At 33.5% G+C, this 26,762-nt stretch carries 23 protein-coding genes and 1 tRNA gene; 19 read left to right on the forward strand and 5 right to left on the reverse strand.

Going from position 1 to position 26,762, the window contains the following annotated elements; all coding sequences use genetic code 11:
• Positions 1 to 108: 108 nt before the first annotated feature.
• The 3 genes from BIW12_RS07510 (at position 109) to BIW12_RS07520 (ending at position 7,769) form a co-directional block, all read left to right on the forward strand.
• Positions 109 to 3,270 carry a UvrD-helicase domain-containing protein gene (locus BIW12_RS07510; protein WP_071186216.1) on the forward strand — a complete coding sequence of 1,054 codons (3,162 nt, stop codon included), beginning with the start codon at positions 109 to 111 and terminating at the stop codon, positions 3,268 to 3,270.
• A gap of 267 nt (positions 3,271 to 3,537) precedes the next feature.
• The gene (locus tag BIW12_RS07515; RefSeq protein WP_071184554.1) at positions 3,538 to 4,944 is read left to right on the forward strand and encodes an OmpA family protein; all 1,407 of its coding nucleotides are present in this window, start codon (positions 3,538 to 3,540) and stop codon (positions 4,942 to 4,944) included.
• Between the two features lie 62 nt (positions 4,945 to 5,006).
• Positions 5,007 to 7,769, forward strand: coding sequence for a PD-(D/E)XK nuclease family protein (locus BIW12_RS07520; protein WP_071184555.1), 2,763 nt, complete (start codon positions 5,007 to 5,009; stop codon positions 7,767 to 7,769).
• Positions 7,770 to 7,793: 24 nt separating this feature from the next.
• Here BIW12_RS07520 and BIW12_RS07525 read toward each other — a convergent pair whose 3' ends face one another.
• The gene (locus BIW12_RS07525) at positions 7,794 to 8,576 is read right to left on the reverse strand and encodes an alpha/beta fold hydrolase (protein WP_071184556.1); all 783 of its coding nucleotides are present in this window, start codon (positions 8,574 to 8,576) and stop codon (positions 7,794 to 7,796) included.
• Positions 8,577 to 8,825: 249 nt separating this feature from the next.
• Here BIW12_RS07525 and BIW12_RS07530 point away from each other — a divergent pair, with 249 nt between their 5' ends.
• The 5 genes from BIW12_RS07530 (at position 8,826) to BIW12_RS07550 (ending at position 11,955) form a co-directional block, all read left to right on the forward strand.
• Positions 8,826 to 9,182, forward strand: a complete 357-nt coding sequence (locus tag BIW12_RS07530) for a hypothetical protein (protein WP_071184557.1) — start codon at positions 8,826 to 8,828, stop codon at positions 9,180 to 9,182.
• 86 nt (positions 9,183 to 9,268) lie between these two features.
• Positions 9,269 to 9,787 (forward strand): ferritin, encoded by a 519-nt coding sequence (locus tag BIW12_RS07535; protein WP_071184558.1) that lies wholly within the window; start codon positions 9,269 to 9,271, stop codon positions 9,785 to 9,787.
• Positions 9,788 to 9,988: 201 nt separating this feature from the next.
• Complete coding sequence (cynS, locus tag BIW12_RS07540) at positions 9,989 to 10,432, forward strand: cyanase (RefSeq protein ID WP_071184559.1); 444 nt, start codon at positions 9,989 to 9,991, stop codon at positions 10,430 to 10,432.
• A 312-nt stretch (positions 10,433 to 10,744) separates the two neighbouring features.
• Positions 10,745 to 11,206: an AbiH family protein gene (locus BIW12_RS07545; RefSeq protein WP_071184560.1), complete on the forward strand. Its 462-nt coding sequence runs from the start codon at positions 10,745 to 10,747 to the stop codon at positions 11,204 to 11,206.
• A gap of 47 nt (positions 11,207 to 11,253) precedes the next feature.
• Entirely contained in the window at positions 11,254 to 11,955 is a 702-nt protein-coding gene (locus BIW12_RS07550) for an AbiH family protein (RefSeq protein WP_198033459.1), read from the forward strand.
• A 402-nt stretch (positions 11,956 to 12,357) separates the two neighbouring features.
• Here BIW12_RS07550 and BIW12_RS07555 read toward each other — a convergent pair whose 3' ends face one another.
• Entirely contained in the window at positions 12,358 to 13,650 is a 1,293-nt protein-coding gene (locus BIW12_RS07555; RefSeq protein ID WP_071184561.1) for an aminopeptidase P family protein, read from the reverse strand.
• Positions 13,651 to 13,839: 189 nt separating this feature from the next.
• Positions 13,840 to 15,201: a hydroxymethylglutaryl-CoA synthase family protein gene (locus tag BIW12_RS07560; RefSeq protein ID WP_071184562.1), complete on the reverse strand. Its 1,362-nt coding sequence runs from the start codon at positions 15,199 to 15,201 to the stop codon at positions 13,840 to 13,842.
• 370 nt (positions 15,202 to 15,571) lie between these two features.
• Between BIW12_RS07560 and BIW12_RS07565 the strand changes: the two genes are divergently transcribed.
• The 5 genes from BIW12_RS07565 (at position 15,572) to BIW12_RS07585 (ending at position 21,116) form a co-directional block, all read left to right on the forward strand.
• Positions 15,572 to 16,237, forward strand: coding sequence for a succinate dehydrogenase cytochrome b subunit (locus BIW12_RS07565; protein ID WP_071184563.1), 666 nt, complete (start codon positions 15,572 to 15,574; stop codon positions 16,235 to 16,237).
• Between the two features lie 12 nt (positions 16,238 to 16,249).
• On the forward strand, positions 16,250 to 18,250 hold the full coding sequence (locus BIW12_RS07570) for a fumarate reductase/succinate dehydrogenase flavoprotein subunit (protein WP_071184564.1): 2,001 nt from the start codon (positions 16,250 to 16,252) through the stop codon (positions 18,248 to 18,250).
• 52 nt (positions 18,251 to 18,302) lie between these two features.
• Positions 18,303 to 19,049: a succinate dehydrogenase/fumarate reductase iron-sulfur subunit gene (locus BIW12_RS07575; protein WP_071184565.1), complete on the forward strand. Its 747-nt coding sequence runs from the start codon at positions 18,303 to 18,305 to the stop codon at positions 19,047 to 19,049.
• A gap of 127 nt (positions 19,050 to 19,176) precedes the next feature.
• Positions 19,177 to 20,181 (forward strand): hypothetical protein, encoded by a 1,005-nt coding sequence (locus tag BIW12_RS07580; RefSeq protein ID WP_157499509.1) that lies wholly within the window; start codon positions 19,177 to 19,179, stop codon positions 20,179 to 20,181.
• A 170-nt stretch (positions 20,182 to 20,351) separates the two neighbouring features.
• Positions 20,352 to 21,116, forward strand: coding sequence for an amidohydrolase (locus BIW12_RS07585; RefSeq protein ID WP_071184567.1), 765 nt, complete (start codon positions 20,352 to 20,354; stop codon positions 21,114 to 21,116).
• On the opposite strand, the gene BIW12_RS07590 is transcribed toward BIW12_RS07585, so the two are convergent.
• Positions 21,113 to 22,777 (reverse strand): Ig-like domain-containing protein, encoded by a 1,665-nt coding sequence (locus tag BIW12_RS07590; protein ID WP_071184568.1) that lies wholly within the window; start codon positions 22,775 to 22,777, stop codon positions 21,113 to 21,115. The two genes, BIW12_RS07585 and BIW12_RS07590, sit on opposite strands and share 4 nt — an antisense overlap.
• A 144-nt stretch (positions 22,778 to 22,921) precedes the next feature.
• On the opposite strand from BIW12_RS07590, the gene mce reads away from it, so the two are divergent.
• The 3 genes from mce (at position 22,922) to BIW12_RS07605 (ending at position 24,078) form a co-directional block, all read left to right on the forward strand.
• Positions 22,922 to 23,320, forward strand: a complete 399-nt coding sequence (gene mce / locus BIW12_RS07595; protein WP_071184569.1) for a methylmalonyl-CoA epimerase — start codon at positions 22,922 to 22,924, stop codon at positions 23,318 to 23,320.
• Positions 23,321 to 23,458: 138 nt separating this feature from the next.
• Positions 23,459 to 23,532, forward strand: a tRNA-Ile gene (locus tag BIW12_RS07600).
• A gap of 324 nt (positions 23,533 to 23,856) precedes the next feature.
• Positions 23,857 to 24,078 carry a hypothetical protein gene (locus BIW12_RS07605; protein WP_071184570.1) on the forward strand — a complete coding sequence of 74 codons (222 nt, stop codon included), beginning with the start codon at positions 23,857 to 23,859 and terminating at the stop codon, positions 24,076 to 24,078.
• Between the two features lie 14 nt (positions 24,079 to 24,092).
• Here BIW12_RS07605 and BIW12_RS07610 read toward each other — a convergent pair whose 3' ends face one another.
• Positions 24,093 to 24,683 (reverse strand): riboflavin synthase, encoded by a 591-nt coding sequence (locus tag BIW12_RS07610; protein ID WP_071184571.1) that lies wholly within the window; start codon positions 24,681 to 24,683, stop codon positions 24,093 to 24,095.
• A gap of 56 nt (positions 24,684 to 24,739) precedes the next feature.
• On the opposite strand from BIW12_RS07610, the gene pdxA reads away from it, so the two are divergent.
• The 3 genes from pdxA to rpmF all read left to right on the forward strand — a co-directional run bounded on the left by pdxA (position 24,740) and on the right by rpmF (position 26,634).
• On the forward strand, positions 24,740 to 25,783 hold the full coding sequence (pdxA, locus tag BIW12_RS07615; RefSeq protein WP_071184572.1) for a 4-hydroxythreonine-4-phosphate dehydrogenase PdxA: 1,044 nt from the start codon (positions 24,740 to 24,742) through the stop codon (positions 25,781 to 25,783).
• A 101-nt stretch (positions 25,784 to 25,884) separates the two neighbouring features.
• Positions 25,885 to 26,427 carry a YceD family protein gene (locus BIW12_RS07620; RefSeq protein WP_071184573.1) on the forward strand — a complete coding sequence of 181 codons (543 nt, stop codon included), beginning with the start codon at positions 25,885 to 25,887 and terminating at the stop codon, positions 26,425 to 26,427.
• Between the two features lie 9 nt (positions 26,428 to 26,436).
• On the forward strand, positions 26,437 to 26,634 hold the full coding sequence (gene rpmF, locus BIW12_RS07625) for a 50S ribosomal protein L32 (RefSeq protein ID WP_035659528.1): 198 nt from the start codon (positions 26,437 to 26,439) through the stop codon (positions 26,632 to 26,634).
• Positions 26,635 to 26,762: the final 128 nt, after the last annotated feature.

Consider the following 26,762-nt stretch of genomic DNA (forward strand, 5'->3'; position numbering starts at 1 on the left):
GGAGCTATTTCCCGCTATCCGCTTTATCTCTTGTATTTGCTAACGCAATACAAGAGGATGCCGCTTCTATCGGGGCTAGGGCATTGGATAATCAACAACAAAAAGTTTATGCAAAGACATTCTTTTTCTATATACGACGCTTCTGCAGGTTCTGGAAAAACCTATGCATTGGTCAAAGAATACCTGAAAATCATTTTAGTTGCTCCAAAAAATGATGCGTATCGCAATATTTTGGCTATCACTTTTACTAATAAAGCGGTACACGAAATGAAAAGCCGTATCGTAGGCAGTTTGTCTGAATTTGCAAAAGACGAGCCTTCAAAAAAAGCACAGGATTTAATGCGGGATTTAGCTATCGATACACAACTCTCGCTAATCCAAATTAAAACCAAATCAAAGCAAATCATCAAGCATATTATTCATAATTATGCCGCTTTTGATATTTCGACAATCGATAAATTCACGCATAAAGTGATTCGTGCTTTTGCCCACGATTTGAATTTGCCAATGACTTTTGAAGTTACTTTGGATACCGAAAATTTGTTGACAGAAGCCATAGATGCCATTATTGCTCAAGCCGGTGAAGACGAAACCTTAACTAAACTACTCATCGATTTTACGATGGAAAAAACCGATGACGATAAATCCTGGGATATTTCCAGAGAGATAATGGAAACGGGTAAGTTGGTTTTGAATGAAAACAATCGAAATGAAATTACTCAATTCCATGATAAATCCATTGCCGAGTTTGTCGAAATTAAGAAGAAACTGCTTGTAGTTTGTAAAGATTTAGAGAAAGAAAATGTAGCCTTTGCCGAAGCTGCTCTGATTTTAATTGAGAATAATGGTATTGATTTGAAATCATTTTCGAGAGGTACTTTTCCTAATCATTTGGCTAGCATTCGAGACGGAAAATACAATCCTAAAAATAAAACTTTTCATGAGTTTGATGATATTGTAATTAATAAAACGGCCAAAGACCGCGCTTTGATTGAAAATTTAATTCCAGAATTATTACAAATTTTAGCAACGATTTATAAAAATTTCGAAAAACGTGATTTTTACAAAGCATTCCTTAAAAACATAACGCCGCTTTCGTTATTGAATACAGTGAGCAATGAATTGGCTAAAATTCAGGAAGAGCAAAATGTGCTTTCAATATCCGAATTTAATGCTATTATTCATCGAGAAATTCAAAATCAGCCAGCTCCTTTTATATATGAGCGATTAGGCGAGCGCTACCGTCACTTTTTTATTGATGAATTTCAGGATACGTCGGAGATGCAATGGCAAAATTTGATTCCGCTTATTGATAATGCACTTTCGGGTCAGGATGATTATGGAGAAAAGGGAACTTTGATGATTGTGGGAGATCCTAAACAGTCAATTTATCGCTGGCGTGGTGGAAAAGCGGAGCAATTTATTGAATTGAGTAAAGACAATAATCCGTTTAATAATCCGGATAAAAAATTAGAGCATTTAGATAAAAATTACCGTTCCTATTCTCAAATTATCGAATTTAATAATGATTTTTTCAAGTTGTTATCATCTGAATTTGAGCATCCAGATTATAAAGATTTATACGAAAATCATAGTCATCAACATATAAATGACAAAAAAGGAGGTTATGTCAATATTTCTTTTATTCCAAAGACAGAAACAGCTGAAGAAAGTGAGGAAGAGGTGTTAGATAAAACAGAATTATATGTTTTAGCTACTTTAAATACAATTCAAAAAGTTTTAAAACAAGGTTTTGAATACAAAGATATTGTGATTTTAACCCGTAAAAGAAGCGAGGGAATTGCAATTGCTAGTTATCTGACGGAGCAAAATATTCCGTTGTTGTCTTCGGAAACTTTGATGATTCAAAATGCAACCGAAGTTAGATTGATTATTCATCTTTTAAAATATCTAAAAAACAATGCCGATTTAGAATCGAAAGCCAATTTCTTGCATTATATCGCCAAAAATATTCAGGACCAAATGCCAGTCCATGATTTTATAGCTAAAGGAATGCAACAAAAACAAGAAGCCGATTTTGAAAAATGGCTGATGAGTTTTGATATTTCGCTTTCGTTTCAAAATATTCGAAAAAAGTCTCTTTATGAAGCTGTTGAGATTATTGTTTCTAAATTCCTTTCTGATATTACAAGTTCGGGGAATGCTTACGTGCAGTATTTTCTGGATATTGTTCTCGAACGAGATGTGCGCAATCAGGCAGGGATAGCTGATTTTTTGATTTTCTGGGATAAAAATGGAGAAAAATTCAGTATTCCTTCGCCAGAAGGGAATAACGCAGTTCGAATTATGACGATTCATAAATCGAAAGGCTTGGAATTTCCAGTTGTAATTATGCCTTTTGCCGAAGAAGATTATAATAGAAAACCAAAAGATAAGTTGTGGCTCGATGCTGAAGAAATGGATTTAGGTTTACCAAAGGCTCTAATCGATAATAGCAGTGCTGTGGAAGGCTTTGGGGAAGAAGCTAAATTGGTTTATGATCAAAAAAAGCAGGAAGAATTGTTGGATAATGTAAATGTGCTTTATGTTGCTTTGACACGTGCAGAAGAACAATTATATGTTGTTTCTAATATGAATTTGTCCAAAAAAGGAGAGATTCCAAAAAATAATATGTGTGCTTTTTTTATTAATTATTTGATGAATAAAGGGCTTTTTGATGAAAGTAAATTGGAATATGGATTTGGAAATAGAATAAAAATTTCTTCAGAGACAAAACACATTGATACTTCGAAACCAATTGAAAATGTTGCTGTAACATTAAATCCTAAAAATATCAAAATAGCTCAAAGAGAAGCTTTAATGTGGGGTACTCATCAGCAGGAATCGATAGAATATGGTAATGTAGTTCATGAAATTTTGTCTTTTGTAAAAACAAAAAAGGATGTGGATTTAGCAGTTGATAAGGCAATTGAAAATGGCTTGATTAATTCAATACAGAAAGAATTGGTTTACAAAAAGATTCAGGAAATTGTAAGCCATACAGAATTGGAATTGTTTTTCGCAGAAGGAAATCAAGTGTTAAATGAACAAACTATTGTACAGAAAAAAGGGGCTGTTGTAAAGCCTGACAGAATGGTAATTACACAAGAGAAAGCCGTTTTTTTACTGGATTATAAAACAGGTATTCCTAACGCAAAATACAATAGACAGTTAGAGGATTATCAGTATGCAATTGAGCAGATGGGATTTAAAGTTCAAAAGAAAGTACTGGTTTATATAAGCGAAGATATTCAGGTTGTTGGGCTTTGATTTTGCATAATAATTGTGTTTAATGTTATTTTGTTAGTTTTTTTATCGTAAAAAAGATGATAATTTCTTATTTTTAGAAGTTTTGTTAATATAGTAAGCTTGTTGTTAAAACTCATTGCTGTATTGAGTTTGTGGTTCTTTTGTAGTGATTAACAGGAGTTGATAGTCGTAATTTATAACTTTTTTTTTAATATTCTATTTTGTAGTTAAAGAATTACGCGTTACTTTTGTTAATAATTAACTAAATTGTAATTAAATTTTTTAAGTATGAAACATCTTAACAAACTTTTTGTTGCTGTATTGATGGCTATGGGGATAAGTTCTCAGGCGCAGGACAGTAACAACCCATGGGCTATTGCTTTTGGAGTAAATGCTGTAGATTTTAGAACTAGTGCAGGTGGACCTGGAGGATGGTTAGATGACCATTTTTCTCAGCCATTTAATGTAAAAGAGAACTGGAACATTCTTCCTTCTGTATCTTATTTGAGCGTGTCTCGTTATGTTGGAAGTAATTTTTCTGTTGGTCTCCAAGGTTCTGTTAACAAAATTGACAAATTAGTAATGTGGGATGGTAATCCATCACAAGATCATTATGTAGTTAATCCTGGAGATTTAATGTACTATGGAATTGATGGAAATGTAAAATACAGTTTCATGAATTTAATTAAATCTAAAGTAATTGATCCAAGCTTACACTTAGGTGGAGGTTATACTTTCTTGGGAGATAGTAGTTTTGGAACAGTTAATGCTGGTGCTGGTTTGACTTTCTGGTTTACCGAAAATGTTGGTTTGGCTCTTGCTACAACATACAAAAAAGCATTTGGAACTTCTGATCCATTAGTTCGTTCTCATGCTCAACACACTGCAGGTATTGTTTTCAAATTTGGTGGAAAAGATACAGATGGAGACGGAATCTACGATAAAGAAGATGCTTGTCCTGAAGTTGCTGGTTTAAAACAATTCAATGGTTGTCCTGATACTGATGGAGACGGAATCATTGATTCAGAAGATGCTTGTCCTGAAGTTGCTGGTTTAGCTTCTTTAAAAGGTTGTCCAGATGCTGACGGTGATGGTATCACTGATGCAGAAGATGCTTGTCCTAATGTTGCTGGTTTAGCTTCTTTAAAAGGTTGTCCGGATGCTGATAAAGACGGTGTAGCTGATAAAGATGACAAATGTCCTAATGTTGCTGGTCCTAAAGAAAACGCAGGTTGTCCTTGGCCAGATACTGATAAAGATGGTGTAGCTGATAAAGATGATGCTTGTCCTGAAGTTGCTGGTCCAGCTAGCAACAAAGGTTGTCCTGAAGTAACTGAGGAAGCTATGGATGCTCTTAAATCTCAAGCTAGATTTATCTATTTCAACTCTGGAAAATCTACTTTCAAATCTGCTGATGTTCCTAAGAGATTAGATGCTATGGCTGCATTGCTTAAAAATTATGCTAACTCTGAATTCTTAATCGAAGGACATACAGATAGCGATGGTTCTGATGCGTTCAACCAAAAACTTTCTGAGGCTAGAGCTGCTGCAGTTAAAAACGCTTTACTTGATAGAGGTATCTCTTCTAGTAAATTGAAATCAGTAGGATATGGTGAGTCTATGCCAGTTGCTACTAATAAAACTGCTGCTGGAAAAGCATTAAACAGAAGAACTGAAGTGAAATTAATCAAATAATTTCTTTCTAAATAATTATAGGAACGCCCCGATTTATCGGGGCGTTTTTTTATTTTTATAAAATGATAAACAGTACTTTTTTAGATAAGATTGCCCAGGTTTTAATTGAAAAATATTCAGCTAGATTAGCTAATACAATAGTAGTTTTGCCTAATAAAAGAGCTAAGATTTTTTTGATTGAAGCACTTAAAAAACAAGTTTCTAATAATATTCTTGCTCCGGAGATTATTAGCATAGAAGATTTTATTCAGGATATTGCGGGTGCTCGCACTGTTGATCCAATAGAGTTGCTATTTGAATTCTATGAAGTTTACTTATCTATAACGGACAAATCAAGCCAACAGTCTTTTGAGTTGTTTGCTAATTGGGCAAAAACACTTTTACAAGACTTTAATGAGATTGACCGTTATTTATTAGATCCCACACATGTACTGTCTTATTTAAAGGATATTGAAGATATTAAAAAATGGGGAATTGAAGTGGAGAACAAAACCCAATTACTTGAAAAATATATCGATTTTTGGAAATTACTACCTCTTTATTACCAATCTTTACATGCACATTTACTTCAAAAAGGAATCGGGTATCAAGGATTAATTTATCGTGAATCGGTCGAAAATCTAAATCATTTTTCGAATTCAATTACTGATAAACAATTTGTTTTTGCCGGATTTAATGCATTGAATGCTTCCGAAGAAAAAATTATTCAGCATTTGATTTCGAATGACCAAGCCAAGATTTATTGGGATGCCGACCAAATTTTTTTAAATGATCCTTATCATGATGCAGGATTGTTTTTGCGTCGATTTAAAGAAAGTTGGAAGCATTATAAAACCAATCCTTTCGAATGGATTGTAGATGATTTTTCGCAGTCTAAAAACATTCAGATTATTGGAACGCCAAAAAGCATTGGACAAGCCAAAATTTCAGGAAGTATTATTGAGAAAATCATAGAAGAAAATCCAACAACATCATTGGATAAAGTAGCGATTGTACTTGGTGAAGAAAATCTTTTAGTGCCGCTTTTGTATTCTTTGCCGTCAACGGTGGGGGCTTTGAATATTACTATGGGCTATTCCAGTAAAAACAATCCTGCCCAAATTTTGATTGCCAAATTGTTCAAAATGCACACCAACGCTTTGTCTAGAAATGCAAAAAGTTATGTGTTTTATTATAAAGATGTTTTGGATATTTTGACCCATCCTTTGGTGGAACCTTATGCTAAAACCACCGCTTTGGTTGATATAATCAATAAGAACAATTATACTTTTATCAGCCTTCATAAATTGATGGAACTGAATGCTAATCCGACTGATTTATTTTTGTTGTTGTTTCAAAAATGGGAAGAGGGTTCGATAGCGGTCTTGCAAACGGTTTCAAAATTATTGTTGACTATAAAAGGAAATTTAAGCAATGATAATGAAGAGGAAAAGATTACGAAAGCCTTTGTTTTTGCTATTTTTAAAGTAATAAATAAGCTAATCAATTATTATTCGAAACACCAACATATCGATAAAATCGAAACTTTACATGCCATTTATAAGCAAGTAATTGATTTGGCTGAAGTTTCTTTTGAAGGTGAGCCGCTGAATGGTTTGCAAATTATGGGAGTATTGGAAAGTCGTGTTTTGGATTTTGACACTGTAATTGTCACTTCAATGAACGAAGGTAAATTTCCGGCGGGGAAATCGCAAAATTCCTTTATTCCTTATGATGTGAAACGAGAACTGGGCTTGCCTACATTCAAAGAAAAAGATGCTATTTATACCTATCACTTTTATCATTTGTTGCAACGGGCTAAGAATATTTATTTGTTGTACAATACCGAAAGCGAAGGACTCGATGCTGGTGAAAAAAGCCGTTTTATCACGCAATTAGAAGTCGAAAAACAACAAAGTCATAATTTATCGCACGAAATTTACAATGCTGTTTTACCTGAAACAGCCTATTCGCCAATGGTGATAGAAAAATCACCAGCGGTAATGGAGCGTTTGAAAAAAATTGCTGAAGAAGGATTTTCTCCTTCGGCTTTGACAAGTTATATTCGGAATCCGATTCAATTTTATTTCCAAAAAATATTGCGAATTAGAGAAGTAGAAGAAGTTGAAGAGAACATCGCTTTGAATACTTTAGGAACCATAATTCACGAAACTTTAAAAGTCTTATATGAACCGTTTATTGGGAAATTTATTTCAGAATCGGATATTGACAATTGTTTCAAATTGATTGATGCTGAGGTTTTAAAGCAATTTAAAATTGTTTACAAAGAAGGAGAAATTAAGAAAGGACGAAACCTATTAGCTTTTGAAGTAGCAAAACGCAATGTGTCTAATTTTTTAAAAATGGAATTAGAAAGCATAAAAGCTGGTGATGCTGTCAAGATTATTGCTTTGGAACAACGTTATGAACGATTTTTAGAGCACCCTGATTTGCCATTTCGTGTAAAAATTGGAGGAGAAGTAGATAGAATTGAAGAGCGCAACGGAATCATTCGCATTATAGATTATAAGACCGGTAAAGTCGAAAAAACAAGTGTTAGTCTGAAAACCTGGAACGGACTGACTCAGGAGCTTAAAAATGATAAAATAATTCAGGTTCTGGCTTATGCGTTTATGTATGAACAGCAAGCCAACGGAAAACAAATAGAAGCGGGGATTATTTCCTTTAAAAATCTAAAATCAGGATTTTTACCGTTCCAATTTAAAGTCGATAAAGACGTTCAGCAAATTATTAATCAAGAAATAATGACTAATTATCTGGAACAAATTGTGTTGTTGTTGAAAGAGATTCTAGATCCAGAAAAGTCATTTGAAGAAAATATTTAACCACAAAGGACACAAAGTTTAGTTTTAAATCTTCTTGAAAAAATCCAATAAAACTTTAGTCAATTCGGTTTCATTTTCAATATGGCTCATGTGTCCATCAGGAAAAGTGACTAATTGAACAGCCGTTTCTTCAATTTGCTCCATGTTTTCTTCATAAGTTAAAACAGGATCTTTTTTTCCAAGAATCAGCATTTTTGGGTAAGGCGTTAGATGTAATATTACTTCGCGATCCATTCTTATTTTCATGCCTTCAAGTGAAGCAACGATGCCTTGAAGCGGTGTTTTTAAAGCTTCTTTTTTTACCAATTCTATTTTGTCCTGCAGTCTTTCGCGATTTTCTTCGCTGAATAAATTGGCAATAGAAAGTGAGATAAAATTAATGAAAGATTGTTTTACGGCTTTAATGGCTCGGTCCCGATTCGCTTTTCTTTCGTCGCTGTCGGCTCTGGAAGTGGAATTCAACAAAACTAATCCTTTGATGTAATCCGGATACATTTCGGCGAAAGCCAAAGCTACATAACCACCCATAGAATGTCCAACAAAGATTGCTTTTCGAATGCGCAATTCAGCTAAAACGGCATGAACCACATCGGCATTATTTTCCATGGAGTGAACATAACCCATGCAATCAGTTTCACCATGACCCAATAAATCAATGGTAATGATGCGGTATTTTTTAGAAAATTTAGGTACAAAAGCATCCCACATCGTTTGGTTTTCCAAAAAACCGTGTAACAGGATAATAGCCGTTCCTTTGCCGGAATCAGTATAAGAAATGCTAGTGTTTTTAAATTGAATTTGTTTCAAGTGAAAGGTTTGTATTTGTGCAAAAATAAAGTTTTATCTAAGGATTGCAAAAAGTTATTTTTTGGTTTTCTTTTAAATGTTTTTATAATGATGGAATTTTAGAGTTAAAAAGAAGTAAGATTTTGACACTAATATTGATGAAAATTTTCAAAATTTAACTCTAAAAGCTGTAGTTGTTATTTTAAATGAGTCTTAATTATGTGTAGAATCCATTTAATTTATATAAATTTGCTGCATTATTTTAGCATTATGAATCAAGTGAGTGATCTGACAACTAACGTTTTATTTGAAACTGAAAAAGGATATAGTTACCAATGTGATGTAACTAATAGTGTCATTATTAATTTTGCGGATACTGTTTCTACTTATAAAATTCAGGATTTTTTGATTTTTCAAAGAAAAGTAAATAGTGTTGATATTTTGAATATGCTTTATGATTTATCAGACCAATCAGATGCACAATTGATTGAAACTACCAAAAGAAACTTCTCTCGTAAGCTTACTATTTGCGAAATAGTTCAACTTAGAGAATTATTAAACGGAACAAAATTTACCCTGAGTTTACATTCGATGCTTTGCGATATATTAACCGTAAATTTAGTTTGATTTTACTTAGAATAAATACAAATTTCTCATTCGTATAGCCTTATCCCTTTATATTTTATAATTTAGTAGTATAAAATTTAAAGGTCATGAAAGATTTACTAAGAACCAATACTTCGTTAACAGAAGGAATTGAACAGATATTAAACCTGCAAGCTAAAATTGAGAGCGATGCTTCTAACAAATATTTAGCAATGGCAGCTTGGTTGGATAGAAACGGTTATGCTAATACAGCTGAATATTTATATAAACAAGCCGAAGAAGAACGTGAGCATTTTTTAAAAGTGTTTAAGTATATTACTGATATGGGAGGAATTGCGATCACGCCTTCTGTTTCTGAAGTACAACAAGAATTTGCTTCTTTTAGAGAAGTGTTTGAAATTGCTTTACAAAACGAAATTGCTGTAACTAAAGCGGTTAATAAGGTAATTGCAAAATGTAGAGCAGAAAATGATTATGCTACTGAAGATTTTATGATGTGGTATGTTTCAGAGCAAAGAGAAGAAGAGAAAAATGCTCGTAGAGCTTTAGAACTTTTCGAATTAATCAATGAAAATGAAGCTACTGGAAAATTTGCATTGGATGTGCAAATCGCAAAAATTGGATAATAAAAACCAAGTAATAAATTTAAAATCCCTTAATGACGTATAGTTGTTAAGGGATTTTTTTTTGGTTTTGGTTAAAATTGATTTTTCGCAATAAAAAATATGTTTTTGAGTGTTTATTGGTTTTAATTGCGGTTTGTTGTTGCGGATTTGTTCTTCGATTTGTATTTTTAATGAATAAGTCTAATTTTAAAATTAATTAATATGAATAGAGAAGTTTGCACAGCAATGGTAATCGAAGCCAAACAACAAAAACAAATTACCTATCAGTATATTGCTCAAGCTATAAATAGAAATATAGTTTGGACTACTTCGGCAATTTTAGGGCAAAATACTTTTGACGCCAATGAAGCTAAGATAATTTGTGAAATACTTGATTTAGATGTTAATGTCGAAAAAGCGTTGCAAATTTTTCCTGAAAAGGGAGTGAGTGCTATTATGCCTCCCACGGATCCTTTAATTTATAGACTTTATGAAATTGTATTAGTCTATGGCGAAACCATAAAAGAAGTAATTCACGAAAAAGCAGGTGATGGTATTATGAGTGCAATTGATTTTACTATGGACATTGAGAAAGAAGAAAATCCAAAAGGAGATCGTATCAAAATTATACTGGATGGGAAGTTTTTAGCATACAAAAAATGGTAAAAGATTTAAAAGTAGAATAATAGAACGGCTTACATTACAGTAAGCCGTTTCGTTTTATTTTTGTCAACTGAATACTTATTTTCTTTGGAGCAGATGATTTTCGTGTTATTCACGAATTCTCCCGCTTTCCGTTACAATCTATTGCTTTTCAAAAAAAAGCAATAGGATTTCCACTGCAATCGGGGCTATTGATTACGTTTTGTTCTCTATTGCTATTTTGCAAGAAATTATGTTGATAAAAATACTTTTTGGTTTAAAACGGCGACACTTATTTGTACTAAAAGTCAGTATATTTGAGAAAAGGATTTTTATATGAATAGACTAGTTATTATTGGAAACGGATTTGATTTAGCACATGGATTGCCAACTTCATATAGAGATTTTATTAATGATTATTGGAGAGGAATTAAAGATTCAAATCATAATGATGAGTTTACTTCTTTTACTTTTAATACTAAAATCGAATTTGAAAATATTAAAAATATTGATTGTATTTCAAAACAATTTATTGCACTCGATGAAAATGTAAAATTTTCTGAAGCGGAAATTTATCATGAATATGGTAATAATATTCTAACTGGAAAATATCCAAGAGCACATATTCTCAATTATAAAAACGATTTTTTTAGATTAATTAATCAAAAAGCAATTGAAAATTGGGTTGATATTGAAAATGAATACTATAGAGAATTAAAAAAAATTGTTGTTTCAAAACCAGAAAACAGTTTAGTAGATAACAATGAGTTTGAAATTTCTAAAAAAAAAAAATATTAAGACTTAATAACGAGTTTGAACAAGTTAAAAATCTTCTGGAGAGATATTTGAAAGAAAAAGTTGAAGAACAATATGATTTTACGATGCACAGAAATAACCCCTTTATAGATCTTCTCTTACCAGAATTTATAAATAGGTTTGATGAAGACCGATACCTTAAAGAATTTAAATCAGGAGATCATTTATATGTTAGAGAATTTTTGGAAAAATTTGGAGAAAAGAATCACTTGATAACATGTTTTTTAAGCTTTAACTATACGAAAGTGGTTGAACAATATTATAATATATTTGCATTTAGTAAACAAATAAATTATATACACGGTAAATTAAACACTTCGGTTAATAAAGTTAATTTTGGCTTTGGAGATGAAATGGATGATGATTATAAATTGATTGAAAATATAGATGATAATGAATATTTAAAGAACTTTAAATCATTTCAATATCTACAAAATTCAAATTATAAAAGTCTTTTAGATTTTGTTGAAAGTGATAAAAAATTTCAAGTTTACATAATGGGACATTCATGCGGTTTGTCAGATAGAACTATGCTAAATACCATTTTTGAACATTCAAATTGTATATCAATAAAAGTTTTTTATCATCAAAGAGAAGATGGAAGTGATAATTATACTGAAATTATTCAAAATATATCTAGACATTTTAACAAAAAGAAATTAATGAGAGAAAAAATAGTTAACAAAACGCTTTGTCACCCTTTGCCACAAATTCAATTACCAAAAAAATAGTAGTTTTTGTCATTTCGAGAAACTAGAAATCGCATAAAGTATTTAGATAATGAGATTGCTTTACTAGTTCGTTTCGCTCGTGTCCTAGTTCTTAGGAATGGAAATTATTGGGAGTAAAACTCCTTGAAAAGTTCTTTTACACAAACAAAAACCACCTAGTTTGTCTTTCCGATGAAGGAGGAATCTCCTCAATACTTTTTCGTCCAGATGGTAAAGATTTGTAATTAACATACATAATATAATAAGCAAATAGAAATACTTTGTCGAGTTGCTGGATGAGATTCCTCCTTCGTCGGAATGACAATTTTGGATAAATTTAGGGGTAAAAAAAACGGCTCGCATTACCGCAAACCGTTTTGTATTATCTGTGCCAACTGAATACTGAGAACTGAAAACTGAATACTAACTGTTCATCAAGTTCTCAATTTCCTCAATTTCAATTGGAATATTTTTCATCAAATTAAAAGGCTCGCCTGTAGGCTGAATGACAACATTATCTTCCAGACGAATTCCGAAACCTTCTTCAGGGATGTAGATTCCTGGTTCTACGGTAAAAACCATATTGGCTTGCATCGGTTCGGTCAGGATGCCGTAATCGTGGGTGTCTAGTCCCATGTGATGCGAAGTGCCGTGCATGAAATATTTTTTGTATGCCGGCCATTCCGGATTTTCGTTTTGTACATCGGCTTTGTCTAAAAGTCCCAAACCTAATAATTCTGAAGACATGATTTTACCCACTTCTGCCTGATATTGTTTCCAGAGTGTTCCCGGAGTTAGCATATGAGTAGCTTCGTTTTTTACTCTTAAAACGGCATTGTAAACTGCTTTTTGTCTTTCGGAATAACGGCCTGAAATGGGAATGGTTCGGGTTAAATCGCTGGAATAATTAGCGTATTCGGCAGCAACGTCAAGCAAAATCAAATCGCCTGCTTTGCATTCTTTGTTGTTTTCGATGTAATGCAACACATTGGCATTATTTCCCGAAGCAATAATCGGCGTGTAAGCAAAACCCTTGGAACGATTGCGAATGAATTCGTGAATGAATTCGGCTTCGATTTCGTATTCCGTTACATTGGGTTTTACAAACGAAAGAACGCGTCTAAAGCCTTTTTCGGTAATGTTACAGGCATGCTGAATTAAATCCAATTCTTCGTTTTCTTTTACCGAACGAAGGCGTTGTAAAATAGGATTGCTTTTGGCAACAGCATGTGCAGGATATTTTTCTTTCCACCATTTTACAAAACGCGCTTCACGTGTTTCGGTTTCTACATGAGAACGGTAGTGTTCGTTAGTGTTGATGTACATCGTATCGGTGTAGGTCATCATTTCGAACAGGACTTTTTCAAAATCCTGTAACCAATGCACGGTTTTGATCCCTGAAACAGCAAAGGCTTCTTCTTTTGTTAACTTGGCACCTTCCCAAATAGCAATCAATTCGCTGGTTTCCTTCAAGAAAAGCATTTCTTTTTGGTGTTCGTAAGGCGCGTCCGGGCAAAGCAATAAAATACTTTCTTCCTGATCGATTCCGCTTAAATAAAAAATATCGCGATGTTGTGCAAACGGCAAAGTGCTGTCGGCACTAACGGGATAAATGTCGTTTGAGTTGAAAATCGCAATACTTTTTGGACTCATTTGAGCCGTAAATTTGCTGCGATTTTTTATAAATAAATGGCGATCAATCGGATGGTATTTCATTTAGAAAAAGTTTTTATTTGTGTTATTTAATTTTTGAATACTATAAATAGACATAACCACAATCTTGTCATTCCGACGAAGGAGGAATCTTCGTTGCGTGAGCAGTTTGATGAGATTCCTCCTTCGTCGGAATGACAAACTAAATGTATAGGTTAAAGTTTTTTATTATAGTAATTTATGATCTCAAATTTAATCAATCCATTTGTAATAACGCGCACCAATAAGATTTGGAATTTCTTTTTCGATTCTGTCTAAAATCCATTCGTTTTTTGGTGATTGAATGCTTTGTTTTTGTTCTTTTTTATGAAGTTTTTCGTAGGTGTCAAAATCAATTTCGAAACTTTCTGCTAAGGTTTCAAAAAGGTTTACATTGGCTAAAGCCGCTTTCCATTCGTCCTGAATGATTCCTTCGAATACTTTTGATTTCGAACCACTTCCATAAGCAAGAAATCCAAAAGTGTTTCCTGAGATTTCTTTTTTCGTGTCATAAAAATGAGCTAGAGTAGAAAGGAATCCCATGAAAATAGATCCCGTATATAAATTCCCAATTAGCGAAGAAGCTAATTCGGCAGGCATTAATTTTTCTTCCACAAAGTTTTTGTATTCCGGAGTTTTGCTGGTTTCCTTTAACTTGTTTTGGTATTCAGCCGGGGTTTCTTCTCCGGAAATAATTGAATTTTCGGCATCCAAAGCATAAATTTCAGATAACATACGGCGACCTTGAAAGGAGTAAGGCAGGTGCATGATGATGCTGTTCCAGCTTTGGTATAAAGTAGCTGAAGTTTGTTTTAGTTTCTTGAACGAGAAATAAGCATTTCTGGTTCTGTCCATGTAACATTGATTTGAATATTGTCCGTCAAAAACCGGTTGGTCTTTGTGGATTTCGATTTCGGCTTCCAAATTATCAAACCAGGATTCGTTGTTGGTGTTTCCGGTTATGGCTTCTTTTGAAACTGTTCTATGAGGTTTGAAAAAATCAAAAACACCTTTAGTATTAGTCGCCCAATGATTTTCGAAAGCTATAATTCTTGGGTTCACAGTGATTAACATCGCTGTTGCTCCGGCACCTTGAGTATATTCTCCGGTAGAATTCAAATCGTATTTGGCAAAATCGGTAGTAACTACAATTGCTTTTTTAGTTGGGTTTAATTTGATAAAGTCAAGGCAGTTTTGCATCGCGTCGACACCGCCAATACAGGCAAAAGTGAAATCGACAACATCGCATTCGGCTAGAGTGTTTTCTCCAAATTTTTGTTCCATTAAATCGATAAGGAAAGAACCAATAGGTTTCGCGTTATCGATGGCACTTTCGGTACCAACATAAATACGGGCAATTTCATTAAGGTCGATTTGGTTGTCCTGGATTAATTTAGTCAAAGCATTTGCAGCAAAAACTACGCTGTCCTGATGCGTATCGGGCAAAGTCATTTTAAGTAATCCTAAACCTTTTTCTAGTTTTTCGGGTTCTATATTTCTGGCTTCTGCCAATGTTTTTATGGGTAAATGTAGTTTGGCTACGTCAAATGAGAGTGCGTCAATTCCTGTTTTCATTATCATTTTTTTAGAAATCACAAAGATAAAATGACGCTTTGGAATTGCTGTTTCTTTAACTACACAAAATAGTCTGTTTTTGTGTTTTTTGTTGATTTAAAAGCATTTTATTCTAAAAATTATTAAATGTATATTTTTTAGGCTTTTGAATGCTAATAATTAATTTGGTTTTTGTGTTTTTTTTCTGGTTTTTAAAGGATTTAATTTATTTAAAAAACTGTAAATCAATTGTTTAAAATCTATTTTGAGATTGATTAACCTTGTTTTTCGCTAAAAACTTTATAACGTTTCTAAATAAGAACGAAAAGGTTGTAGTTCGTTCCTAATTACTCTATTTTTGTGTACTTTTTAAATTATATTCTAAAATATTATGGCAAAATCTGGATTATTGAAATCGTCAATAGCAAAAAAAGTAGCTATGGCACTTTCAGGACTTTTTTTGATGTTGTTCCTGGCGCAGCATTTTTTAATTAATTTGACTTCGGTAATTAGTGCCGATGTGTTTAATTCGATTTCTCATTTCATGGGAACTAATCCTTTGGTTCAGTTTGTTATTCAACCAATTCTTATTGTGGGTGTTATTTTCCACTTTATCATGGGATTTGTATTGGATATTCAAAACAAAAAAGCGAGACCTATAGGGTACGCAAGCTACAATGGAGCTGCAAATGCAAGTTGGGCTTCACGTAACATGATCATTTCAGGTTCTGTTATTTTAGCTTTCTTAGCGGTACATTTTTATGATTTCTGGGTTCCGGAAATGGTTTATAAGTATGTAGAATTTAATCCTGCTGATGAAACTCGTTATTTTCATGAGTTAGCTGAAAAATTCGTTAGCCCTGTGCGTACTGGACTATACAGTTTATCGTTTGTATTGTTGTCTTTACACTTACGTCACGGATTTAGTTCTTCTTTTCAATCAGTAGGAGCAAATAATAAATACACAAAAGGGATGAAAGGTTTTGGATTATGGTTTTCTGTAATCGTTCCTTTAGGATTCGTATTTATTGCATTATTTCATCATTTCAATCATTAATATTCAATTATAATGGCATTAGATTCAAAAATTCCAAATGGTCCAATTGCGGACAAATGGACAAATTATAAAGATCATATTAATTTAGTAAACCCTGCTAACAAACGTAATTTAGATATTATCGTTGTTGGAACAGGATTAGCTGGAGGTTCTGCTGCTGCTACTTTAGCAGAATTAGGATATAACGTAAAAGCATTTTGTTTTCAGGATTCACCACGTCGTGCGCACTCTATTGCAGCACAAGGGGGAATCAACGCGGCAAAAAATTATAAAGGAGACGGTGACTCGGTTTACAGATTGTTTTATGACACTGTAAAAGGAGGAGATTACCGCGCTCGTGAGGCAAACGTACACCGTTTGGCTGAAGTTTCTGCTAATATTATTGACCAATGTGTGGCTCAAGGGGTGCCATTGGCTCGTGAATATGGTGGATTATTGGACAACCGTTCATTTGGAGGAACTTTGGTTTCCCGTACATTTTATGCACAAGGTCAAACCGGACAACAATTATTGCTAGGAGCTTATTCTGCAATGAACCGTCAAATTGGTCGTGGAAAAATCAAAATGTACAACCGTCACGAAATGCTTGAATTAGTAATTATTGATGGTAAAGCAAGAGGAATTATCGCTCGTAACTTGATTACTGGAGAAATCGAAAGACATTCAGCTCACGCAGTTGTTATCGGTTCTGGAGGTTACGGAAACGTTTTTTTCTTATCAACTAATGCGATGGGCTCTAATGCTACTGCTGCTTGGAAAATCCACAAAAAAGGAGCTTTCTTCGCAAACCCTTGTTATACTCAAATTCACCCAACTTGTATTCCGGTTTCAGGAGATCATCAGTCTAAATTGACTTTGATGTCAGAGTCGTTGCGTAATGATGGACGTATCTGGGTTCCTGCAAAATTAGAAGATGCTCAGGCTATTCGTGAAGGAAAGAAAAAAGCAACTGATTTAGCTGAAGCTGACAGAGATTATTTCTTGGAAAGAAGATACCCTGCTTTTGGTAACTTGGTACCACGTGACGTAGCTTCTCGTGCTGCTAAAGAAAGATGTGATGCCGGTTTTGGTGTTAACAAAACAGGAGAAGCTGTTTACTTGGATTTTGCTGCGGCAATCCAACGTTACGGAACTGAAGCGGCTTATGTAAAAGGTTTAGATGCTAATGATAAAGCTTTAGTAACTAAATTAGGAACTGAAATTGTAAAAAGTAAATACGGGAACTTGTTCCAAATGTATTATAAAATTGTAGATGAGGATCCGTATACAACTCCAATGATGATTTACCCTGCGGTTCACTATACAATGGGAGGAACTTGGGTTGATTATAACCTGATGACTACAATTCCGGGATGTTTCTCCATTGGAGAATCTAACTTCTCTGACCACGGAGCTAACCGTTTGGGAGCTTCTGCTTTGATGCAAGGTTTGGCTGATGGATATTTTGTATTGCCTTATACAATTGGTGATTATTTAGCTCCGGATATCAAAATGGGACCTATTTCTACAGATAGACCTGAATTTGAAGAAGCTGAAAAATCAGTAAAAGATTTGATTGCAAACTTTATCAATAATAAAGGAACGCATTCAGTTGACTATTTCCACAAAAAATTAGGTAAAATTATGTGGAATAAAGTAGGTATGGCTCGTAATGAGAAAGGCTTAACTGAAGCAATGGAAGAAATTGCCGCTTTACGTGAGGAGTTTTATAAAGATGTAAAAGTACCTGGAACAGATAAAGAATTCAATCAGGAATTAGAAAAAGCAATTCGTGTTGCTGATTTCTTAGAATTAGGAGAATTGTTTGCTAAAGATGCTTTACACCGTAAAGAGTCTTGTGGTGGTCACTTCCGTGAGGAATACCAAACAGAAGAAGGAGAAGCACTTCGTGATGATGAAAACTTTGCATACGTTGCAGCTTGGGAATACAAAGGAAAACCAAGTGATGCAGTATTGCACAAAGAACCATTGAATTACGAAAACATAAAATTAGTTCAACGTAGTTATAAATAGTATTCTGAGAAAGTCTTGATACTTGTTTCTTAATACTTAATACTTAGACAAAATGAAACTTACATTAAAAATATGGCGTCAAAAAAACGCCCAAGATAAAGGGAAAATGGTCGATTATAAAATCGACGGAATTGAACCTGATATGTCATTCCTTGAAATGCTTGACGTATTCAACGAACAACAAATCAATGCTGGCGAAGAGCCAGTAGCTTTTGACCACGACTGTCGCGAAGGAATCTGCGGAATGTGTTCTTTATTCATCAATGGTGAAGCTCACGGACCGGACAGAGGGGTTACTACTTGTCAATTGCACATGCGTATGTTTAAAGATGGTGATACTATCACTATCGAGCCATTCCGTGCAGCTGCTTTCCCTGTAGTTAAAGATTTAGTTGTTGACAGAAGTTCTTTTGACAGAATTCAACACGCAGGAGGATTTATCTCGGTAAATACTTCAGGAAACACTATCGATGCAAATACAATTCCGGTAAATAAAAAAGATGCTGATGCTGCTTTTGATGCTGCAACTTGTATTGGATGTGGAGCTTGTGTGGCTACTTGTAAAAACTCATCGGCTATGTTATTTGTTGCTGCTAAAGTTTCTCAATTTGCGCTATTGCCACAAGGTCAGGTAGAAGCGGTTGATCGTGTATTGAACATGGTAAGCCAAATGGACGACGAAGGTTTTGGTAACTGTACTAACACTGGAGCTTGTGAAGTAGAATGTCCAAAAGGAATTTCTCTAGAAAATATTGCTCGTATGAATAGAGAGTACATGTCAGCAAGTTTGAAAGGATAATATTTTTTCAATATATTTTATAAAAGCGCATTCATTGATTTGAATGCGCTTTTTTTGTATATATAGATTTTTAAAATAAAAATATTACATTGTGATATTCAATTTTTAGTTTTTTATAGAATAAGTTATGAAGTATAAAAGCATATTTGACAGTAATGAAAGTGGTCATAAGATGTTATATGTAGTTATTGGTGTTTTTGTAATTCCAGTTATTTTGCAGGTGTTATATCTCCTTGTAACACTTAATCAGTGGAGTTTTTTTCCTTTAATTTTAGGTCTCATTTTTCAAGGCAAAAGATTGTATGGAACTTGGAGACCCTTAATTGAAAATTTTGTAATTGCACTTGCGGGAGGTTTTTTTGTTTTTATTATTTCTCACAAGGGTATTAATAATATTGGAGAGAAAATATATTTAATTACTTATGCTTTTTTGTTATGCTTTATACTGGCATTTCTTGCTAAATTTAAAAAAAGCAGAGAGTTGATAATTCCAAAATTGACCGAAGGTATAACACTTTTGTATTCAATTGCAATTATTTATTGGTTAGTAGATTTTTCAAAGGATTATGTTTATGCAAAAATTGTTTATGTGTTTTTCTTTATTGTTTTTTGCATATCTGTATTTTCTATTATTAACGCTTTTACAAAAATTCCACTTTCTAAAACAAATCGTTTTTTATTGAGTCTTTGGAGTTCAATAGCTATGATTGTATTTGCATTGGACTATATTATTAGAGTTTTTAAAAATGGAGAAATTAGTAATGCTGTATCATTTCAGCAAGAGGTTTATCTTTTTTTTCAGTATTTTTTATTGGGTGTTTCAGCAATTTATATTGCCCAGAATATTAGTATGATTTTTGGATTTCTTCCCGATAAAAATGAGAAATCGTATCGAAATTCACGTCGTATTAAAGTTTTAAAAAAAGATCATGTTGAGAGATATTCTGAGGAACAAGTAAGTGTTTGGTATTCCTTGTTTTGTGTTGTTTTTAGTACTTCATTATTTTGGATGAATTACAAATGTCAATTTATGAATAGACAATCAATTATTTGGATAGTATTTGTTTCGTTTCCTATTCTTATTCATTTTTACGAATATGTCAAGAACTATAAAGGATTAAATTCAAAATAGTACTGATCTTTGTAGACTTGGATTCTGATGTCAAATTTTAGTAATTTTATAAAATAAAAATAAGTCAAAAAACTAAAGGGTGAATAGTTTAAAAAGCGCATTCATTGATTTGAATGCGCTTTTTTTGTTGGGACAAACTTTGTGTATCTTTGTGAAACAACTTTTTTGTTATGAAAATATCCTTAATCCAGTCAGATTTAGTTTGGGAAAATCCTAAAGCTAACCGAGATTCTTTCGAAGAAAAAATTAATGGAATCAATGAGTCTGTCAATTTGATTGTGCTACCTGAAATGTTTTCTACAGGCTTTACAATGAATCCTGGCGTTGTTGCTGAAACCATGCAGGGAGAAACGGTGTTATGGATGCAATCTTTGGCGAAAGCCAAAAAAACGGCTATTACAGGAAGCGTAGTTATTGAAGAATCTGGGAATTTTTATAACCGAATGTTGTTTGTGTTTCCTTCTGGAGAAATTCAGTTTTACGATAAAAAGCATTTGTTTACGCTGGCTGGTGAGGATAAATTTTATACGGCAGGCAACCAAAGATCAATTGTGAATTATCTGGGCTGGAAAATCTGTCCGATGGTGTGTTATGATTTGCGTTTTCCGGTATTTTCCAGAAATACCGAAAATTACGATTTGCTGCTGTATGTGGCGAGTTGGCCGGAAAAAAGAATAAATGCCTGGGATGCGCTTCTTAAAGCCCGTTCTATTGAGAATATGAGTTATACTATTGGTGTTAATAGAATTGGAGTTGACGCTAATGGACATAATTATCCAGGACATTCTCAGCTGCTGGATTGTCTGGGTGATTATGTGGTTGCTCCAACGGAATCAGAAAATGTTTTTATAGCTGAGTTAGATCAACAGAAAATGATCGCAGCCAGACAAAAGCTGGGTTTTTTGAATGATCGGGATTCGTTTAAGTTGCTTTAATATTGTTTTTTCTTCTTTTTTAAGTCTTCTTTTTTGATTGGCGGCGGCGGCGTGTAGGGAATACTTAAATCAAAAGTTTGTTCTACGTCCCAATTGCTTCTTACATCGATTTCTCCGGAAAAATAAACTACTTCTTCGGCGTATTTTTTCTCTAAATAATTACCGGGATCGTATTGTTGGTTTTTATTAGTGTCGTAAATCGCGCGAAGGCTAAATTTGGCTGGGTCTAATAAATTAAAATCAATTGTAGCTGACTTTTCGATGTATTCACTACTAACAACCTCTCCGGTGGATTTTAATAATTCGATGATAACAGGAAATGATTTTACATTTTCAAGTTTTACTTTTAAGTTTCCGTATTCTTTGAGTTCTCTGGTGCTGATTTGGTAGCTTAATGTGTCATTAGTGTGTTCGTAAAAATCAGTTAATGCACCCGGTAGAATGCTAAAGTTGTATTTTTTAGCAGGCTCTTTTTTGAAGTCCAAATATAATTTTTGGTTGAATTCATCGTAGGTTTTGGTGAATTTTATAGCGGTAGAATCACCATCAATCAAATTGATTTTTGTTTCGTCAAATTTGACTATTGGAATCGATGATTCAAGAGTAAAAATATCTTTAAAACTTGTTGGACTTATGGCGTTGATGCTTAAGCTGTCTTTTTTGGGACTTCTGATTTTAAGACTAAAATCTTTCTCGTATTGATTATAACTAATGGCTACTTTTAAAGAATCGGTTTTGATGGGTTTAAACCAAATTTGGAGCGAATCTTTTTTTGGCATTTTAGTAACAATGCTTGGAAGTATTTCGCTGTTGTTTTTTAGGCTAATTTGGGGTTTTGTTTTGGCTTTAGAAAGATCGCCTTCATAGCCCATCAACAATCTGTTTGCTGTTTCTTGAGTGGGTTTGAATGCTTTAAAAGGGGTTTTTTCCTGAAATAATTCTAATTCAAAAATAGTGTCGTTTGGAATGTTTATAAAGTCTTTTATAAAACCAATTTTTTCTGTTTTAGGGTCAAATTTATTGTTTTTGTTTAGGTCTTTTAAGGCGACTAAAAAGTATTTTCCTTCTTTTAAATTCTCCAGAGAGAATGTTTTTAAACTGTCTAAGGTGTTGGTAATGTATCTTGGGCTTTCTTTGTAAATTATCGAATCGTTGAAGTTGTCATTTACTTCATAAAGCATTACTGAAATAAAGGGTTCTGCTTCTTTTTCGAAAGCATATTTTACTTTTCCGTTAAGAGCTAAAGAATCGATGTAGCTTCCTGTAGAAAAAACGTACTTAAATTGGTTCAAAGGGTTTCCTTCGTTGTTGTCGGTTATACTTTGTCCAAAATTAAAGCTGTAGGTAGTGTTGGGTTTAAGGGTGTCCTTTATTTTTATAGTAATGTATTTGCTGGCAGTGGTAGGAATAATTAGAGGTTCATATTTCATGGGTGGCGAAATCACTAATTGTTTGCTCAAGCCTTTAAGGATTACAATTTCGTCAAACTCTAATTTGATTTGTTTGTCGTTAAAATTAGTGCTGAAATTCTCTGGGAAACTTGTTCTTAAAGTTGGAGCAATGGTATCTTTTAATCCGCCGGTAATGCTTCCTCTTTTGGCGCAGCTTGCTATAATTAGGATTAATAGTATCGAAATGTATTTTAGTTTGTCTTTCAACATGTAATTTAGAATTTAGAAGTACAAAATAACAATTATAATTACTGGAATTAAAACTTTTTATAGAATTATTAAGGGAGTTGAGTTGTAGAATAAGTATCTTTAAAATTGATTTTGGAGTTTTTGTTGTTTAAAATTTGGGATTTTATGAAAAAAATAGATCATGTAGGAATTGCAGTAAAAGATATTGATGTTTCGAATGCTTTGTTTGAAAAACTATTAGGAGTTTCGCCTTATAAGCTAGAAGAAGTAGAAAGCGAAGGGGTTTTGACTTCTTTTTTTAAAACAGATACCAATAAAATTGAACTTTTAGCAGCAACAAATCCAGAGAGTCCGATAGCAAAATTTTTAGAAAAAAAAGGAGAAGGAATTCATCATATTGCTTTTGAGGTTGAGAACATTCAGGAAGAAGTTGAAAGATTAAAGAGTGAAGGTTTTGTTGTTTTGAATGAAATCCCTAAAAAGGGTGCTGATAATAAATGGGTAGTTTTTTTGCATCCAAAAAGCACCAATGGGGTTTTGGTGGAATTGTGTCAAAGCATTTAGATTTTATAATCAAAGTATGATTCTAATAATCAGTACTTTTGTATTAATGGATTTTTTATATTAGTTATTGCCTAAAAAACTAAGTCAAAAATATTTGGAGCAACCAAAAAATAATAGTAATATTGCAAACTCTTAACTGGTCCTATAGCTCAGCTGGTTAGAGCACCTGACTCATAATCAGGTGGTCCCTGGTTCGAGCCCAGGTGGGACCACATTTTAAGTTTAAAAAGCCTTATGAACACTATGTTTGTAAGGTTTTTTTATTTCTAGGGAGTGAATGAGGGGCTGATTTTTTTAATTTGGGTTTAAATTCTTTTAATTCAATAGAATGTTACGATATTTAACAAAAGTCAATCGTTGTAAGTTGATTAATAATCGATAAAAAGCCTTTAAAATTAACGTTTTAAAGGCTTTTTATTTTGTAGTAAATCAATTCAAATGCTATATCTTTGTTGCTGATGTTTAGTTTATGTAGATTGAGTCTAATGTATTTGGTTGAATATGCTTGGGGTTTCTAAACATTTTTTTTCTATTCTATGAGAGAAATGTTAAATAAATATATTTTTTTAATTGCCTGCTTCTATGTGAGTGTTGCGGCTGTTGCACAGGGAGGAGAGGAGCCTCCGTGTCCTGTGTGTCCTCCCTCGCCTCCTGGATTGCCAATAGATAAAGGTTTGTTGGGCTTGTTGGCTTTAGGCTTGTTATTCGGATTTTATAAAATATGTGTTTTTACTGTAAAAAAGAAACGCTCGGTTTAACCGAGCGTTTCTTTTTATGGTTTGTTTCCGTGTAGTTTGGAAACGTATTTCCCAATAACATCAAACTCTAAATTAATTTTTGAGTCCACTGTAAAATTTTTAAAATTGGTATGCTCGTGAGTGTAAGGGATGATGGCTACGCTGAATTGGTTTTTCTTAGAGTTTACAACAGTTAGGCTTACTCCGTTTACAGTGATAGAGCCTTTTTCGATGGTTAGATTGTTTAGTTTGTCATCGTATTCAAAGGTGTAAAGCCAACTTCCGTTAGTTTCCTGTATGGAAATGCAAGTCCCGGTTTGGTCAACGTGACCTTGAACGATATGTCCATCCAGGCGATCGCCTAGTTTCATTGCTCTTTCCAGATTGACTAAATCTCCTTTTTGCCATTCTCCTAAGTTTGTTTTTTTTATAGTTTCGTCAATTGCGGTTACAGTGTAGCTGTTTTCTTTTATGGCTACTACGGTTAGGCAAATTCCGTTATGGGCTACGCTTTGGTCTATTTTGAGTTCGTTTGTAATCGAAGAGTCAATCGTTACGTGGATATTGTCTTTGTCTTTTTTTATTTCCTGGATGGTACCAAGGGTTTCTATTATTCCTGTAAACATTCTTGTTTTATTTTACTAAATTTGCACTTCAAAATTAGCAATAAATACTTGTGGATATGATTAAAAAAGCAGAAAATATTATCGTAGGAATTTCGATTGGAGATTTGAATGGTATTGGAAGCGAGGTTATTCTAAAAACATTTGAAGATTCTCGAATGTTAGAACTATGTACGCCTGTAGTTTTTGCTAATGTAAAGATTTTGTCTTTTATAAAAAGAAATCTCGAATCTACTGTGGTGTTGCATGGAATTGATAAGTTGGATCAACTTGTTCCCGGTAAAATTAATGTGTTGAATGTTTGGAAAGAAGGAGTTGATTTGAATTTAGGTGTCAATGATGATAAGGTAGGTGAGTATGCTATCAAGTCTTTCGTTGCTGCTACTAAGGCTTTGAAAGAAGGGTTGGTAGATGTTTTGGTAACTGCGCCTATAAATAAATACAATATACAATCGGAAGATTTTAAATTTCCGGGCCATACGGATTATTTGGATCAGGAACTAGAAGGTGATGCTTTGATGTTTATGGTACAGGATAGTTTAAGGGTGGGGCTGTTGACGGATCATGTGCCTATAAATGAAGTGGCATCGCGACTGACGGAAGATTTGATTGTCAAGAAAATTGAAACGGTAAAACAGTCTTTAATACGTGATTTTAGTATTAGTAATCCAAAGATTGCTGTTTTAGGTTTGAATCCGCATTGTGGTGATGGTGGTGTTATAGGTAAGGAAGATGAGGAGTTGATAAAGCCAGTTTTGAAAAAAATGTTTGACAAAGGAACAATGGTTTTTGGTCCTTTTGCTGCAGATGGTTTTTTTGGAAGTGGTCATTACGAAAAATTTGATGCCGTTATTGCGACTTATCATGATCAGGGATTAGTGCCGTTTAAGACTTTGTCTTTTGGAAAAGGGGTTAATTTTACAGCTGGTTTGAGTAAGGTGAGGACTTCGCCAGATCACGGAACAGCTTATGATATTGCCGGTAAAGGAATTGCAGATTTTAATTCGTTTAAAGAAGCGGTGTATTTAGCTTTAGATGTCTATCGATCAAGGATTCAGTATGAAGAAATGACTGAAAAGCCGTTAAAAGTTAAGGAAAAATAAATGTAGATAAAAAAAGATTAATAAGGTTATTGGATTTATAATAATTTTATATCTTTGCACTCCCGTTCCGAAGCTTCGGAATTGGGCAAAATTTTGTTGAAATGAATAGGACAAAAGAATTTTTAATTCCTTTCGTAGGCTTAAAGCTAGGGAAACATCATTTTGAGTATCAAATAAGTAATGCGTTCTTTGAGAACTTTGAGTATGATGAATTTCAAAATTCGGATATCAAAGTAGCTGTAGTTTTAGAGAAGAAAAGCAATATGCTTGAGTTGAATTTTAAGCACAAGGGGACAGTAAATGTGCCTTGCGACTTGACGGGAGAAGATTTTGATTTGCCAATTAAAGGTAAAATGAAGTTAATTGTTCGTTTTGGGGAAGTGTTTAATAATGACAATGAAGAGTTGTTGATTTTGCCTTTTGGTGAATTTGAGATAGATATAGCACAGTATATCTATGAGATGATTGCGCTTTCGGTTCCTTTAAAACGAGTTCATCCAGGTGTTAAAGACGGAAGTTTGAAAACTGAAGCTTTAGAAAAACTGAATAAATTGCAGGTAAAAGAAGTAGATGAAAAAGAGAATAAAGAAGAGAATATAGACCCGCGTTGGGACAAATTAAAGCAACTATTAACGGATAAATAATATAGTAAAATGGCACATCCTAAAAGAAAAACCTCGAAAACAAGAAGAGACAAGAGAAGAACACATTATAAAGCTACTGTAGCGCAAATTGCTACTTGTCCTATTACAGGTGAAGCTCACTTATACCACAGAGCTTACTGGCATGAAGGAAAAATGTACTACAGAGGACAAGTGGTTATTGATAAGTCAGAAGCTACTTTTGCATAATACGTTTTTATAGATAATACGAGAACTCTCACACATTGTGAGAGTTTTTTGTTGTTTAAGATTTTCGTTAAATAAGAGGTTTTTAAAGATAAAGGGTTTAGATTTTTTTTGTATTTTTAACCCCTTTT

Origin of the sequence: Flavobacterium commune (genome assembly GCF_001857965.1) — a bacterium.
Lineage (GTDB): Bacteria > Bacteroidota > Bacteroidia > Flavobacteriales > Flavobacteriaceae > Flavobacterium > Flavobacterium commune.